Annotated in this window: 11 protein-coding genes; 5 read left to right on the top strand and 6 right to left on the bottom strand. The window is 68.1% G+C overall.

The window, feature by feature from the left end; all coding sequences use genetic code 11:
- Positions 1–174: 174 nt before the first annotated feature.
- The 6 genes from FQU96_RS23725 to FQU96_RS23700 all read right to left on the bottom strand — a co-directional run bounded on the left by FQU96_RS23725 (position 175) and on the right by FQU96_RS23700 (position 7,196).
- A complete protein-coding gene (locus FQU96_RS23725) occupies positions 175–1,035 on the bottom strand; it encodes an alpha/beta hydrolase (protein WP_146543828.1) in 861 nt (286 codons plus the stop codon).
- A gap of 32 nt (positions 1,036–1,067) precedes the next feature.
- Complete coding sequence (locus tag FQU96_RS23720; RefSeq protein ID WP_146543827.1) at positions 1,068–2,354, bottom strand: cystathionine gamma-synthase family protein; 1,287 nt, start codon at positions 2,352–2,354, stop codon at positions 1,068–1,070.
- Between the two features lie 85 nt (positions 2,355–2,439).
- Positions 2,440–3,288: a hypothetical protein gene (locus FQU96_RS23715; RefSeq protein ID WP_146543826.1), complete on the bottom strand. Its 849-nt coding sequence runs from the start codon at positions 3,286–3,288 to the stop codon at positions 2,440–2,442.
- Positions 3,289–3,355: 67 nt separating this feature from the next.
- Positions 3,356–5,101 (bottom strand): flotillin family protein, encoded by a 1,746-nt coding sequence (locus FQU96_RS23710; RefSeq protein ID WP_146543825.1) that lies wholly within the window; start codon positions 5,099–5,101, stop codon positions 3,356–3,358.
- 171 nt (positions 5,102–5,272) lie between these two features.
- On the bottom strand, positions 5,273–6,019 hold the full coding sequence (locus tag FQU96_RS23705; protein ID WP_146543824.1) for an OB-fold-containig protein: 747 nt from the start codon (positions 6,017–6,019) through the stop codon (positions 5,273–5,275).
- A gap of 19 nt (positions 6,020–6,038) precedes the next feature.
- Positions 6,039–7,196 (bottom strand): PspA/IM30 family protein, encoded by a 1,158-nt coding sequence (locus tag FQU96_RS23700; protein WP_146543823.1) that lies wholly within the window; start codon positions 7,194–7,196, stop codon positions 6,039–6,041.
- Positions 7,197–7,237: 41 nt separating this feature from the next.
- Here FQU96_RS23700 and uvrB point away from each other — a divergent pair, with 41 nt between their 5' ends.
- From uvrB to cbiB, 5 genes are all read left to right on the top strand, one after another.
- On the top strand, positions 7,238–9,559 hold the full coding sequence (gene uvrB, locus FQU96_RS23695) for an excinuclease ABC subunit UvrB (RefSeq protein ID WP_370461387.1): 2,322 nt from the start codon (positions 7,238–7,240) through the stop codon (positions 9,557–9,559).
- Positions 9,560–9,718: 159 nt separating this feature from the next.
- Complete coding sequence (locus FQU96_RS23690; protein WP_146543822.1) at positions 9,719–10,270, top strand: transposase; 552 nt, start codon at positions 9,719–9,721, stop codon at positions 10,268–10,270.
- A 223-nt stretch (positions 10,271–10,493) separates the two neighbouring features.
- Positions 10,494–11,720, top strand: coding sequence for an MFS transporter (locus FQU96_RS23685; RefSeq protein ID WP_146543821.1), 1,227 nt, complete (start codon positions 10,494–10,496; stop codon positions 11,718–11,720).
- A 4-nt stretch (positions 11,721–11,724) separates the two neighbouring features.
- The gene (locus FQU96_RS23680; RefSeq protein ID WP_146543820.1) at positions 11,725–12,948 is read left to right on the top strand and encodes an MFS transporter; all 1,224 of its coding nucleotides are present in this window, start codon (positions 11,725–11,727) and stop codon (positions 12,946–12,948) included.
- Complete coding sequence (gene cbiB / locus FQU96_RS23675) at positions 12,945–13,940, top strand: adenosylcobinamide-phosphate synthase CbiB (protein ID WP_146543819.1); 996 nt, start codon at positions 12,945–12,947, stop codon at positions 13,938–13,940. Before FQU96_RS23680 ends, cbiB begins: the two co-directional genes overlap by 4 nt.
- Positions 13,941–13,945 lie beyond the last annotated feature (5 nt).

Genomic DNA, 13,945 nt, shown 5'->3' with positions numbered 1-13,945 from the left:
ACACAAGACCCTCGTCCGGCTGCGGTAGCAAGTTCCATGCCCGCCCGACCTGCCATGCAGATGGAACAGCCCACAGATGTCATCCCGAGCGCAGCGAGGGATCTTGTCCTTACGAGCGCAGGTGTGACTTCGAAAGATTCCTCGCTTCGCTCGGAATGACAGAGGGCCGAAGACTCAGCGCAAGGCACGACGGAAGAAGTCGAGAACGCGGTGCTCGTAGGCGATCGACGCGGCCTGGTGCAGATCATGGTGCGCCGCACCGGGCACGATCCACAGTTCCTTGGGCGCGCGGGCCGCGTCGAAGAGCCGGCGCGTCTGGTCGGGCGGAACGAACGGATCGCTGTCACCGCCCATCACCAGGATGGGAGCCTTGACCGCACCGATGCGGTCGGCCGGCCGCAAGGCGCCGCGCGACACGCCGAAGCGCCAGGGCATCTGCGCATAGAGCAGCCAGGGCAGGATGTCGGCAACGATCGGCCCCATGCCGGCGGCAATGCGGCGGCGGGCCGTGTCCTCCAGCGTGCTGTAGACCTCTTCAACGACCAGCGCATCGACATCGGCCGGATTGTCACCCAGCAGCAGGGCCGCACCGCCGAGCGAGAAGCCGATGGCGCCGAGTTTCTGTCCGGCGAAGCGGCGGCGGGTTTCGGCGATGACCGCCCGCACATCACGGCTCTCGCGGCCGCCGAAGGTGGTGACCGAACCATCGCTGAGGCCGTGGGCCCGCATGTCGACCAGGACGACGCTGTAGCCGGCGTGGCGCAGGAAACGCGCCCGCGGCAACATCTGCTCGCGCGAGGCGCCCGAGCCATGCAGCAGGACCACCACGCCGCAGGCGCAGTCATGGGGGATCACCCAGCCGCGAATGACGATCCCGGGTTCACCTTCCACGGCGATCTCTTCGGCCGGCAGCCCGGTTGGACTCGCGGTCACCGGCCAGCGCGGCACCGACACGGCTGCGCTGCCCGCCAGCGCTATCGCGACGACCACCGCGGCGACAAAAAGCGCCGTCGCGACTCTCGTCAGGCCGATCATGCCGGCTGCTCCTCGTGGCGCGGAACCAGGCGTTATGCCGCCCGCGCCAGCGCCTGGGTGAGATCCGCGATCAGGTCATCCGGATGCTCGATGCCGATGCTGAGGCGGATGGTGCTGTCCAACACGCCGCTGCGGTTGCGCACGTCGAGCGGTACGCCGGAATGCGTCGTGGTCGCGGGGTGGCTGGCGAGCGATTCGGTGCCGCCCAGGCTCACGGCCAACTTGAAAATGCGCAACGCGTTCAAGAAGCGAAACGCCTCGGACTGCCCGCCGACGATATCGATGCTGAACGTCGAGCCTGCACCGGTGCACTGCGTATCGTAGACACGCCGGGCCGCGGTGCCCGCCGCAAGGCTGTTCAACACATGCACGGCCCGCACGCGCGGGTGGGCGGCGAGGTATGCGGCCACCGCCTCGGCATTTTGCGTGGCGCGGGTCATGCGCAACGACAAGGTCTCGAGCGATCGTCCCAGCATCCAGCACGAATGCGGGTCGAGTTGCGTGCCGATGGCGCCGCGCAGCAGTCGCACCGGACGCAGCCGCTCGGCGCTGCCGATCGCGGCGCCGGCGATCAAATCGCTGTGGCCGCCGACATACTTGGTCAGCGAATAGAGCGAGATGTCGATGCCGTGCGCCAGCGGCTTCTGGAAGATCGGCCCCAGCAGCGTGTTGTCGCAGACGATCACCGGCCGCTGGCCCTGCGCCGCCTCGATTCGGGCCGCCGTCTCGCAGATCAGCGCGAAGTCGACCAGCGTATTGAGCGGATTGGACGGCGTTTCGATCACGATCACGCTGACGCGGCCGCGCGCCATGGCACGATCGGCGGCGGCCGTGACTTCGGCAGAGTCGGTGCCCTCGGAGAACCCTTCGGCGGCGATGCCGAAGGACGCGAAGGTGCGCGCCAACAAGGTTTCGGTGCCGCCATAGAGGGGCTGGCTGTGCACGATGGCATCGCCCGGCCGGGCATAGGCCAGGATGGTCGTGGCGATCGCCGACATGCCCGAGGAGAAGACCAGTGCGCGCTCGCCGCCCTCGTAGATCGCCAAACGGTCTTCGACGATCTCGCTGTTGGGGTGGTTGAAGCGCGAATAGACCAACCCCGCCTCGCCTCGGGTCGGAGGCTCCTTGCGGCCGGAGACGTAGTCGAAGAAATCGCGCCCTTCCTCGGCCGAACGGAAGACGAAGGTGGAGGTCAGGAACACGGGTGGCTTGACCGAGCCCTCCGACAACGTCGGGTCATACCCGTAACCCAGCATCAGCGTTTCCGGATGCAAGCGGTGGTTGCCGATCTGGTCTTCGTGGCTGCGGTCTTTGGTCATGGGCGCATCCATCCGATGAGGGGACGGCTGCGATAGTAGAGCCTGGGTGTGACATGATCGAGGCCGTTCGTGACGGCACCCGTGGCTACTGCTTGGCGTCCTCGACCTTCACCCGGGTATCGCGGCGCCATTGGTCGCGCAGCGCCTCGCCGTCCTTGCGCCATTGCTCGCGCAAAGCTTCCGCTTCCGCCCGCCAGACATCATGCATGGCCCTGGTTTCGGCGACGGTCGCGGCGGCTTGTGACGCCAGCGCAGCGGCGGTGGGCTCGATGTCGGGCACAATCGCCGGCGCCGGCACCTTTGCCGCCAGATCAGCCGACCGCGCCTTGAGGTGGCCCACAATTTCCCGGCGCCGCTGCGATAGTGTCGGTTCACCCCGACGCGGCGTCACGCTCACCACCATGACAGGTGGCAGGTCCGGCCGCGATGGCGGAACCGATGGCATGGTCCGGATGATGGGGGTCACCGGTGCGTCGATCACGGTCGAGACAGGCTCCCGGAACCGCCGCTCGATCGGCGTTGGATCTTGTCTCGCCGCAGCCTGATCCTGGGCTTTGGCCCGCTCGGCCAGGAACTCACGCACGGCCACGCCGACGGCGTACATGACCGGCGGCAGGCGATCGCGACGCAGCACCAACGCACCCACGGCACCGACGACAAAGGGCACGAACATCGGCTGGTTCGCACGCGCGTTGATGACGACCGCGACGAAGTCGAGCGCCACATTGGCGACCAGCAGCGAGCCCACGATGCTGGCGCCGGCCGCGGCGAGGAAGGCGCCCGGGGATACCCGCTGACCTGCCGACGGCTTGCCCTTCTTCTTGTTGTCGTCCTTCTTCTGTGGCCATCGCCATGCCACCAGGCGGCCGAACACGGCCAGCAGGCCGATGGCCCACAGGAACCCGACGAACACGCTTGCCAGCATCAGTGCCATGGCGACTGCCCGCTAACCGGAATGGCCGGGAGCGCGCCAGGCATGGCGCGCTCCCGGCTCTGGCGTATCAGTCGTTGTCCGGTGCTTTCGGTGCCGGCGGCGTGCCCGCGCCCGCGGGCTGGTCCTTGGTCGCCGTGGTCGCCGCCATCAGCGACTGCACTGGGTTGGCGCCGCCGGCGAAGCCAGCCTCGACCAGCAGCTTGTCGATCACCGGCGCGTTGGCGCGATAAGCCAGCAGCGTGTTCAACAGCGAGTCGGCGTTGCCACCGGTGCCGTTGACGCCGTTGCCTACAGCGTGGCCTGGCATTCCGCCGCCCATATCGATGATCCGCACATCGCCGATCTTCTCCAGCGGCTTGACCGCCTCGGCCAGCGCCAGCGGCAGGATGCGCAACCGCTCCTTGGTGACCTCCAGCTCGATGACGGCGGTCGACATGGCGTTGCGCGCCTCGTTGATCCTGCGCTGACCTTCGGCCTCGACCTCGTAGGTCTTGGCCTGCGCCTCGGCCTTGATCTTGGCGGCGTCGGCTTCGGCCTGTGCTTCGGTTCGGATCGCGGTGGCCTTGTCGTCGGCGGCCTGCTTCTCGGCCTGGGCCGCGATGGTCACCTTGGCGGCGTCCTGCTCGGCCGACTGGCGGGCGCTGATGACGGCCGTCTGCCGCTGACGTTCGGCGATGGCGACCTGCTTGGCGGTCTCGACGCTTTCCGTCGCCGACGTGGCCAGCGCCCGGGCCTCTTCGGCCTTGGCGCGGGCCTCGCTCTCGGCCCGGCTCTTGTCGGCCACCGCGATGGCACGATCCTGGTCGGCGATCTCGACGTCGCGCTTCTTGGCGATCGCCAGGGTCTCGGCCGTGCGCTCGCTCTCGATCTGGCGCTGGCGGATGGCGAGGTCGGCTTCGATGCCGGCGGTTTCCTGTGCCTGCTTGGCGGTCGCGGTGCGCTGGGCGATCGCCTGCTCGGCGGCGATGCGGGCCTGCTCCTCGGCCTGACGCGCCTCGGCTTCCTTCTGCGCCGCGGCGGCACGCGTTTCGGCCGTCTTGTTGACGATGTCGCGCTGCTGCGAGAGCTCGGCTTCCTTCTTCTGCCGGTCGATCTCAAGCGTGCGCTGGCGCGCCTCGAGATCCTGCTGGGCGATGGTCACCTCGGTGTTGCGCACCGTGAGGTTGCGCTCCTGGCGGCGCGACTCGGTGATCTTGGTCAGCGCCGTCAAGCCCTCGGCGTCGAAGGCGTTGTTGGGGTTGAAGTACTTGGTATCGGTCTGGTCGAGCTTGGTGAGCGAGGCGCTCTCCAGCTCCAGGCCGTTCAGCTCCAGGTCGCGGGCCACGGCGGTCTGCACCGACTGCACGAACGTGGCGCGCTGCTCCTGCAGCTCGGCCAGCGCCATGGTGGCGGCGACGCTGCGCAGGGCGTCGACGAATTTCGCCTCGACCAGGGCGCGCAGCTGTTCGGCATCGTTGGTGCGGTCGCCCAGCGTCTGGGCCGCCAGCGCGATCGACGAGGCGTCGGGTTTGACGCGGACATAGAATTCGACGCCGATATCGGCGCGCATGCGATCGCGCGTGATCATGGCGTCGGCGTTGTCGCGGCGCACCTCCAGGCGCAGGGTCTGCAGGTTGACCCAGGCGATGCTCTGGAACACCGGTAGCACGATGGAGCCGCCGTCGAGCACGACCTTCTGGCCGCCCAGGCCGGTGCGGACATAGGAGCGGTCCTTTTCGGCGCGAATATAGAGCCGGGCGATCACCAGGCCGATGGCCAACAGCGCGACCAGGCCAATGATGGCCGGTACGGCCAATTGCAACAGCTTCTCCATGTCCCACCCCTCCTGTGACCGGCGCGCGGTGCGCACCGGCGTGAGTTCCTGACGACCGCGATGACGCCCCACTACCCCGAGCGAAGGATCAACGCCTGGCGCCAGCCGTCACGGCTGCCGCCGACCCTCACTGCGCTTTACACCTGATCCGCACTGACCCGCCTCAGCCAGTCAGCCGGTCTTGGGCTCAAGACCGTCCGTCAGCCGCGAGTCGGCGGTCGTGACGGCAAGCGCGCCGCCGGCCCGAACCTCGATCACCAGGACCGATGTCCCGGCTGGAATGACCTGTTCCGGATCGGCCGGCTCGACCCGCGGAAAGTGGGTGTTGCCGTGACGATCGCGGATGCGGGCGCGGGCGACGACGCCGCGCTTCACGGGCCCGACGGTGACCTCGCCCACCAGGCCGATGAAATCGGTGCCGCTGGTGGCGTAGCTCTCGTCGCGCGGCACGACGTAGGCCACCAGACGCGACAGGTGGCGTGTGCACCAGAACGCCGGCACGATCACGATGAGGACCGCCAGCCAGCCCGGAATGTAGAAGCCGGCGATGCTGATCACCGTCTGCAGCACCATGCCCAGGCCGGCGAAGGCGGCCAGCAGCGCGATGATCAAGACCAGCAGCGGCACGCGACCGGCGTTCAGCCAGTCGAGTGCCGTCCCGAACATGCCTTGTTGCTGGCCGTCCGGCTTGGCGACCTGCGCGCCGTGATCGACCGCATGGTCCAGCGCCGTCCCGCCATGGATCTCGACGTGCCCGTGGTCAAGGTGGACGCCGTCGTGTCCGACCGCGTGGTCCAGCAACGCCGACAGCGGCTTGCCGGCCAGCAGGGTCACCAGTTCGATCAGCAGCAGGCCGAACAGGGCCAGTGCCGCGATCGAGAACGGTGCGACGTCCGGGTGGGTGAAGAAGTCCAGCATCGACGCACCCAGGATGACATCAGCCCTGTCCCGCTTTCAAGCGCGCCAGCCGTTCGGCCACGGCATGCTTGCGGGCCAGTTCGTTGAGATCGTCCAGCGACTTCTGGTCGCCGGCCGGCGTGCCCGACGGAACGCCGGTCAGGCGTTCGATCGCGGCCTGCGCCCGCTCGACCTTGCCAGTCGCCTTCGACACCCGCGTCTCGCCCTCGGGCGCACCGGCACCGCTGACCGACGTCTGGCGCGTGCGCTTGAGATCGGCCAGCCGCGTCTCGGCCTCGCGCCGGCTGGCGCGTACGGCATCCAGCGTCTGGTTGAGCTGGCCGATCTTCTCGTCGGCGTCGACGGCCAGGCGGGCGAGCACGCCCAGCTGCGCCTCGATATCGAGCTGGCGATCGATGCCGGCCTCGGCGAGATCATCGCGGCCCTTGCCGACGGCAAGCTTCACGTTCTCGTCGAGCTCGCCGCGCTCGCGCTCCAGCTCCTTGCGGCGCAGGTCCAGCCGGGCCTTCTCGGCCATCGCCTTGCCCATCTCGCCGCGCACCTCGTCGGCGGCGCCGTCGATCTCGCGGATCGCCTGCTCCATGACGGCTTCAGGATTGACGTCCTCGGCGGCGCTGATGGCGGCGTGGGTCATGCCGGCGATGACGCGGCCAATACGGGTCACAACAGTCTCGGTAGCCATGGTCCGTTCCTCCTGCCCCAAGCGGGCGATGTCGCGATCCGACTCGATCCTCAACTCCCAACCACTGGGCTGGCGCACCAGACGCGCTGGCGCGCCGCCGGGCCAGACCGGCCCGTAACCTGCGACGGCGAAGGGCACACCAACCCGCCCGTCGAGCGTCGCAATCGACACAGTCGCAATGCCGCGAACCGAATAGAGCCGCTCGTCGAGCGGGACCCCTTCGACCGCCAACCCGCGGCGGCGCGCGGCCCAATCGCGCAGCGCCAGGGTCGTGAGCTGCGCCGGCAAACCGCTTTGCTGCCGCGCCCGCTCGTAGAAGTTCCGGTGCAGGACGACGTGATCGGCTGAGTGGTCGGCCGGGATGGTGACGTCCAGCCACTGGGCCAGCCCCGCGTAGGCATCGACGAGCTGCCCCAGCGCCGCGATGGCTGCTGCATCGGGCTCCAGTCGCAGGCGGATGAAACCGCCAGGTGCTGTCTTTCGTCGTCTGACCACATGAAGATCATAAAGTAAGGCTTTTATACTTTTCAAGCGCGATGTCAATAATTTTTGCGGCGACCACTCACTTTTATATGATTCCCCCAGGCTTGTCGAACCGACGAAATCGAATCGGGTTGGCGCCGTCGCGGGGCTGGCGCCATATAGCGTCCATGCCCGATACCCACGTTGCACGCCTTTCCATGCCCTGGCTGCAGCGGCGGCCGCCCATCGACGGTGGTATGCCGTTCAAGGTCGTGTCCGACTACAAGCCGGCCGGCGACCAGCCCGAGGCGATCCGACAACTCATCGCCGGCGTCCAGCAGGGCGAGACCGACCAGGTGCTGCTGGGCGTCACCGGCTCGGGCAAGACCTTCACCATGGCCAACGTGATCGCGTCGGTGAACCGCCCGACCCTGATCATGGCGCCCAACAAGACGCTGGCAGCCCAGCTCTACGGCGAGATGAAGAGCTTCTTCCCCGAGAACGCCGTCGAGTACTTCGTCTCCTACTACGACTACTACCAGCCCGAGGCGTACGTGCCGCGCAGCGATACGTATATCGAGAAGGATTCGTCGATCAACGAACAGATCGACCGGCTGCGCCACGCCGCCACGCGCGCCCTGATGGAACGCAACGACGTGGTGATCGTGGCCTCGGTGTCGTGCATCTACGGCATCGGGCCGCTGGAGAACTATCAGGCGATGACGTTCCGGCTCAGCGTCGGCGACAAGGTCGACCGCGCCGAGCTGCTGCGCCGCCTGGTCGAGATCCAGTACAAGCGCAACGACCAGGCCTTCAGCCGCGGCACCTTCCGCGCCCGCGGCGACACGATCGAGATCTTCCCGGCCCACTACGAGGACCGCGCCTGGCGCATCTCGCTGTTCGACGACGAGATCGACGCCATCGCCGAGTTCGATCCGCTGACCGGCGAGAAGACCACCAGCCTGCAGGACATCGTGGTCTACGCCAACAGTCACTACGTCACGCCCAAGCCGACGATGACCGGCGCCATCCAGAAGATCCGCGAGGACCTGAAGAAGCGCCTGGACGAATACACCCGCGCCGGCCGGCTGCTGGAAGCCGAGCGGCTGGCGCAGCGCACGCAGTTCGACATCGAGATGCTGGAGACCACGGGCTCGTGCGCCGGCATCGAGAACTATTCGCGCTACCTCACCGGCCGCAAGCCGGGCGAGCCGCCGCCGTCGCTGTTCGAGTACTTCCCCGAGGGCTCGCTGCTGATCGCCGACGAAAGCCACGTCACCGTGCCGCAGATCGGCGGCATGTTCCGCGGCGACTTCAACCGCAAGAGCGTGCTGGCCGAGTACGGCTTCCGCCTGCCCTCGTGCATCGACAACCGGCCGCTGAAGTTCGAGGAGTGGGACGCGATGCGGCCGCTGTCGATGTTCGTGTCGGCAACGCCGGGGCCGTGGGAAATGGAGCGCACCGGCGGCGTCTTCGTCGAGCAGGTGATCCGCCCCACCGGCCTGATCGATCCGGTCACCATCATCCGGCCGGTCGAGAAGCAGGTCGACGACCTGCTGGCCGAGTGCCGCGAGTGCGCCAAGCGCGGCGAGCGCGTGCTGGTCACGGTGCTGACCAAGCGCATGGCCGAAGACCTCACCGAATACATGCACGAGGCCGGCATCCGCTGCCGCTACCTGCATTCGGACATCGACACCTTGGAGCGCATCGAGATCATCCGCGACCTGCGGCTGGGTGCTTTCGACGTGCTGATCGGCATCAACCTGCTGCGCGAGGGCCTGGACATCCCGGAATGCGCCCTGGTCGCCATCCTCGACGCCGACAAGGAAGGCTTCCTGCGCTCGCCCACGTCGCTGGTGCAAACCATCGGCCGCGCCGCCCGCAACGTCGACGGCCGCGTGCTGCTGTACGCCGACCGCATGACCGACGCGCTGAAATACGCCATCGGCGAGACCGAGCGGCGGCGCGCCAAGCAGCAGGCCTACAACGAAGAGCACGGCATCACACCGGCTTCGATCCGCAAGAACATCAACGAGGTGCTGCAGTCGGTCGCCGAGCGCGACCACTACACGGTGGACACCGGCGTCTCGGGCGACGTGCAGCTGATCGGCCACAACCTGCAAACTCACATTGCCGAGCTGGAGAAGCGCATGCGCGAGGCAGCCGGCAACCTCGAGTTCGAGGAGGCCGCGCGCCTGCGCGACGAGATCCGCCGCCTGGAGGAGAACGACCTCGGCCTGCCGCCCGGCGCCGTCGCGCCGCGCTCGACGGCGGGAGCCGCCGGCGGCACCGCGCCGACTCCATACGGCAAGATGCAGAACTCGCGCACCTTCCGCGGCGTGAAGACCGGGTCGGGCTCCCGCGGCAAACCGGCGCGACGCAGCGGACGGCGCTGAGGTCCGGCGAGGGTCTTGCGCGTAGCGCCCGGAGCGCGGGCGTCCCGCCCGCATTCGCCCGCAGCGCAAGCGGAGGGCGAAATTTGCGGCCGTGAGCGCTGAGCGCACTTGCTGCAAGCCTCTCGCCCTTCATGTAGCCTTGTGGCGAAGGGTTGCGGCATGTCTGCTGAACCGAAAGGCTGGCATTCGAGGGGCTATCTGCCCCATCTGGATGATCCTGACCTCGTCCAGTCCGTCACTTTCCGGCTGGGCGACAGTCTACCTGCCTCGCTTGCCCAAACTCCAGTAGCAGACGTGGCGCGGCGACGGCGGATCGACCAGCTTCTTGACGGCAGCTACGGTGATTGCTGCCTTCGACAGGACGATTGCGCCTCTGTTGTCGAAAATGCCCTGCTGCATCTCGATGGCGACCGATATCGACTGCTGGCTTGGCGCATCATGCCCAATCACGTGCATGCCCTGATCGAATCCGACGGACGGCACTCGCTCCCAGGAATCGTTCACTCGTGGAAGTCGTTCACCGCCAAGGCGATCAACACCATTCTAAGCAGGAATGGCGGCTTGTGGGCCGCCGATTACTTCGACCGCTATGTGCGCGATGAAGGTCATCTCGCTACGATAATCGCGTACGTCGAGAACAATCCCGTCAAGGCCAGGCTCGTCGAACGTCCGCAAGATTGGCGATGGAGCAGCGCGCCCCGCCGCGCCTGATTTTGGCGCGTTCACGGCGTCTGGAGGAAGGGATCCCCATACATCGAAGGACGACTCAGGGAAGCTTTGCCCTTCGCTTACGCTACGGGCAAATGCGGGCGAGACGCCCGCGCTCCGGGCGCTACGCGCAAGATCAAGCGCGCACGGCAGCGTTGCGTGTGTCAGGGCTGCATCGCCGTGGCGCCATCAGTAGGGTCGCGATCCGTCGCTTTTCACCTGTTGCATGACAACGACCGCCGCGCCCGCCACCACCGATACGCGTCTCTACATCATCGCCGTGCTGTCGCTGACGGCAGTGCAGATGCTGTCGACAACGGCGTTCAACATCGCGGCCATTCTGGCGCCGGCCGCGGCGCCGGCGCTGGGTGTCGCCGCCGACGACGTCGCCTACTATGTCTCGATCGTCTATCTGGTCTCGATCTACGCCGCGATGGCGGGCGGGCCGATGGCGCTGCGGCTGGGCCCGATCCGGCTGACCCAATGCGGGCTCACCGTTTCCGCGATTGCGTGCCTCTCGTTGGCGTCGGGACATATTGGCCTGGCGGCGTTGTCGGCGATCATCCTGGGACTGGGCGGCGGCCCGCTGACGGCGGCCAGTTCCCAGATCCTCTCGCGCGTCACGCCGGCACGCCTGTCGAACCTCACCTTCTCCATCAAGCAGAGCGGCGTGCCGTTGGGCTACGCCCTGGCCGGCGCGCTGATCCCCATCAGTGTCGAGCTGCATGGGTGGCAGGCCGTTGCTGCCGCGATCGCCGGCATCTGCGTGATCACCGCGTTGGCGCTGCAGCCGTTGCGTCCGCTCTATGACACCGCCGGCGCGACGACTGGCCGGCTGCTGCCGACGTTCCAGCAGATCGTCGATCCGCTGAAGCTGGCGTGGGCCGATCCGGTGCTGCGCCGCCTGTGCCTGGCGGCGATGTTCTTCTCCGCCATGCAGGCGACGATCGTGAACTTCACGGTCCTCTACGGCGTGAACGGACTGCTTCTGGACTATGTCGCGGCCGGCATCCTGCTGTCCTTCGCCACCGCGGCCGGCATGGTCGGCCGCGTCTTCTGGGGCGCGCTGGCCGACGCGACGCGCCGGCCGCTGGCCATGCTGGTGGTGCTGGGCGGCATCATGGCCCTGGGTGGGTTCGCCATGGCCGCGGCGCAGGTTGGCTGGCCGTCCTGGCTGCTGCATGGCGTGGCCGTCGTGCTGGGTGGCACGGCGATCGGCTGGAATGGTGTGTTCATCTCGGAATGCGCCCGGCGGGCACCGCCTGGACGCGCCGGCGAGTTTGTCGGCGCCACATCGTTCTTCGTCTTCCTCGGCCCGGTCATCTGGCCGGTGCTGTTCCGCGGCATCCTCTACGCGACGCACTCCTACGCCGCCGGTTTCGCGATCATGGCCGTGGCCACCGGGCTGAGCGCCATCAGCATCACGTGGCTGCTGCGCCGCGGCGAGCGCTAGCGCGATGACCGACGCCACGACGCCGGCCGGCACACGCATCTACCTGTTGGCCGTGGTCTCGATGCTGGCCATCCAGGTGATGAGCTCGTTCGCCGTGCAGTCGATACCGGTGATGGCGCCCGTCGCGGCGCCGGCGCTGGGCGTCTCGCGCAACGACGTCGGCTATTTCATGGCCTTTGTCTACATCGCCGCCGTCCTGTCGTCGTCAGCCGGCGGGTTGATGGCGGCGCGGTATGGCGCCGTGCGGGTCAGCCAGGTCGCGCTGGCGTGCTGTGCCGCGGCATTGCTGGTCTTTGGCCTCGGCTCGGTGTGGCTGCTGATCCCCGCCGCGCTGGCCATGGGGATGGGCATGGGACCGCCGACGCCCTCCAGCTCGCAGGTGCTGGCGCGCGTGACACCCGTGCACCTGACCAGCATGACGTTCTCGATCAAGCAGACCGGCGTCCCGCTGGGCAACATGGTGGCGGGCCTCGCCATCCCGGCGTTGATCGTGCTTGCCGGCTGGCACCAGGCGGCGTGGGCTGTCGCGCTCTGCTGCTTGGCGCTGGCCGCCGCGATCGAGCCATTGCGCCCGCTGCTCGACGTCGCGCGCGGCGGCAACGCGCGAGGCATCGTCGCGGCGTTGCGCGAGCTGCCGGCCCCGGTGCGCCTGGTCTGGCGCCATCACCATTGGCGTCGGCTGGCGCTGGTGTCGCTGGTCTTCACCGCCATGCAGGTCACCTTCGGCGCCTTCCTTGTCGTCTACCTGGTGGAGCGCATCGGGCTCGACCTCGCGATCGCCGGCTTGATCTTGTCGATCGGCCAGTTCGCGGGCGCCGCGGCGCGCGTCGTCTGGGGCGTTATCGCCGACGCCACCCGCCGGCCGGTCCTGGTCCTGGCCATCCTCACCCTGGGCATGGCGGCAGGATCGGCGACGCTGGCCGCCGTCGATGCGCGCTGGTCGTTCACCGGCCTTGCGATGGCATCGGTGCTGTACGGCACGACGGCCATCGGCTGGGGCGGCGTCTTCTTCGCCGAGCTGGCGCGCCGGGCCCCGCCCGGCATGGTCGGCACGGTGACCGGCGGCACGCAGGTCTTCACCTTCTCCGGCGCCCTGCTGGTGCCGCCGCTGTTCAGCGTGCTGCTGGCGCTGTTCGATTCCTACGCGCTGAATTTCGCCCTGCTGGCGGGGGTCAGCGGCGCCTGCTGCCTGATCCTGCTGCCGTTGCTGCGCCACGAACGGCCATGAGCGGACCGGATCAGCACCAGTTCGCCGTACTGGCCCTGGCCTTGGCGCTGGAGGCACTGTGCGGCTATCCGGCCTGGCTGTACGCACGGGTAGCGCATCCCGTCGTCTGGATCGGCCGCCTGATCAGCGAGCTCGATGGCGCGCTCAACCGGGATGACGACACCGCACGACGGCGACGCCTGTGCGGTGTCCTCGCGCTGGTCATCCTTCTGGTGGTCATGGCCACTGCCGCGATGGCAATAAGCCATGTTCTGCGCTCGATACCGTTCGGCTGGGCCGCCGAGGCGCTGCTGGCGGGCAGCCTTCTGGCGCAGCGCAGTCTCTACACACACGTGGCGGCGGTCAGCAGCGCGCTTCGGTCCGGCGGGCTCGCCCCCGGCAGGATCGCCGTGTCGCATATCGTCGGCCGCGATCCCGAAGCGCTCGATGAAGCCGGCATCGGCCGCGCCGCGATCGAAAGCCTGGCCGAGAACTTCTCCGACGGCATCGTGGCACCGGCGCTCTGGTTCGCGCTGCTCGGCCTGCCCGGCATGGTGCTTTACAAGGCGATCAACACGGCCGACAGCATGATCGGCCACCGCAGCCCGCGACACGAGTCTTTCGGCTGGGCCGCGGCGCGTCTGGACGACCTGGTCAACCTGCCGGCATCACGGCTGTCGGCATTGCTGATCGTCCTGGCGGCTATGGCAGGCGGCAGTGTCGGAAGCGCATACCGCGCGATCCGCCGCGACGCCCGGCACCACCGCTCACCCAATGCCGGTTGGCCCGAAGCCGCCCTGGCCGGCGCGCTGGACCTGCGGCTGGCCGGGCCGCGTGTCTACGATGGCACGCGTGTCGAGGATGCCTGGATGGGCGACGGCCGCGCCGACGTGAGACCGGACGATATCGACGCGGCGCTGCGGCTCTATGGCCGGGCCTGTGCAGCCATGATGCTGCTCGTCCTGGCAGCGCTGCTGGCCCTCGCCTGCACCGTGGGTTTCAGCCTGTCGTAAAACGG

Origin of the sequence: Reyranella sp. CPCC 100927 (genome assembly GCF_007859315.1) — a bacterium.
In the GTDB taxonomy this organism is placed as follows: domain Bacteria; phylum Pseudomonadota; class Alphaproteobacteria; order Reyranellales; family Reyranellaceae; genus Vineibacter.
The sequence above is the reverse complement of the archived record's forward strand: the minus strand, read 5'-3'. Positions and strand labels throughout refer to the sequence as shown.

Coding starts and splice junctions, on each gene's coding strand:
- FQU96_RS23720 (WP_146543827.1), bottom strand. CDS start 2,354: ATGACCAAAGACCGCAGCCACGAAGACCAGATCGGCAACCACCGCTTG.
- FQU96_RS23685 (WP_146543821.1), top strand. CDS start 10,494: ATGACAACGACCGCCGCGCCCGCCACCACCGATACGCGTCTCTACATC.
- FQU96_RS23715 (WP_146543826.1), bottom strand. CDS start 3,288: ATGGCACTGATGCTGGCAAGCGTGTTCGTCGGGTTCCTGTGGGCCATC.
- FQU96_RS23690 (WP_146543822.1), top strand. CDS start 9,719: ATGTCTGCTGAACCGAAAGGCTGGCATTCGAGGGGCTATCTGCCCCAT.
- FQU96_RS23710 (WP_146543825.1), bottom strand. CDS start 5,101: ATGGAGAAGCTGTTGCAATTGGCCGTACCGGCCATCATTGGCCTGGTC.
- FQU96_RS23705 (WP_146543824.1), bottom strand. CDS start 6,019: ATGCTGGACTTCTTCACCCACCCGGACGTCGCACCGTTCTCGATCGCG.
- cbiB (WP_146543819.1), top strand. CDS start 12,945: ATGAGCGGACCGGATCAGCACCAGTTCGCCGTACTGGCCCTGGCCTTG.
- FQU96_RS23725 (WP_146543828.1), bottom strand. CDS start 1,035: ATGATCGGCCTGACGAGAGTCGCGACGGCGCTTTTTGTCGCCGCGGTG.
- uvrB (WP_370461387.1), top strand. CDS start 7,238: ATGTCAATAATTTTTGCGGCGACCACTCACTTTTATATGATTCCCCCA.
- FQU96_RS23680 (WP_146543820.1), top strand. CDS start 11,725: ATGACCGACGCCACGACGCCGGCCGGCACACGCATCTACCTGTTGGCC.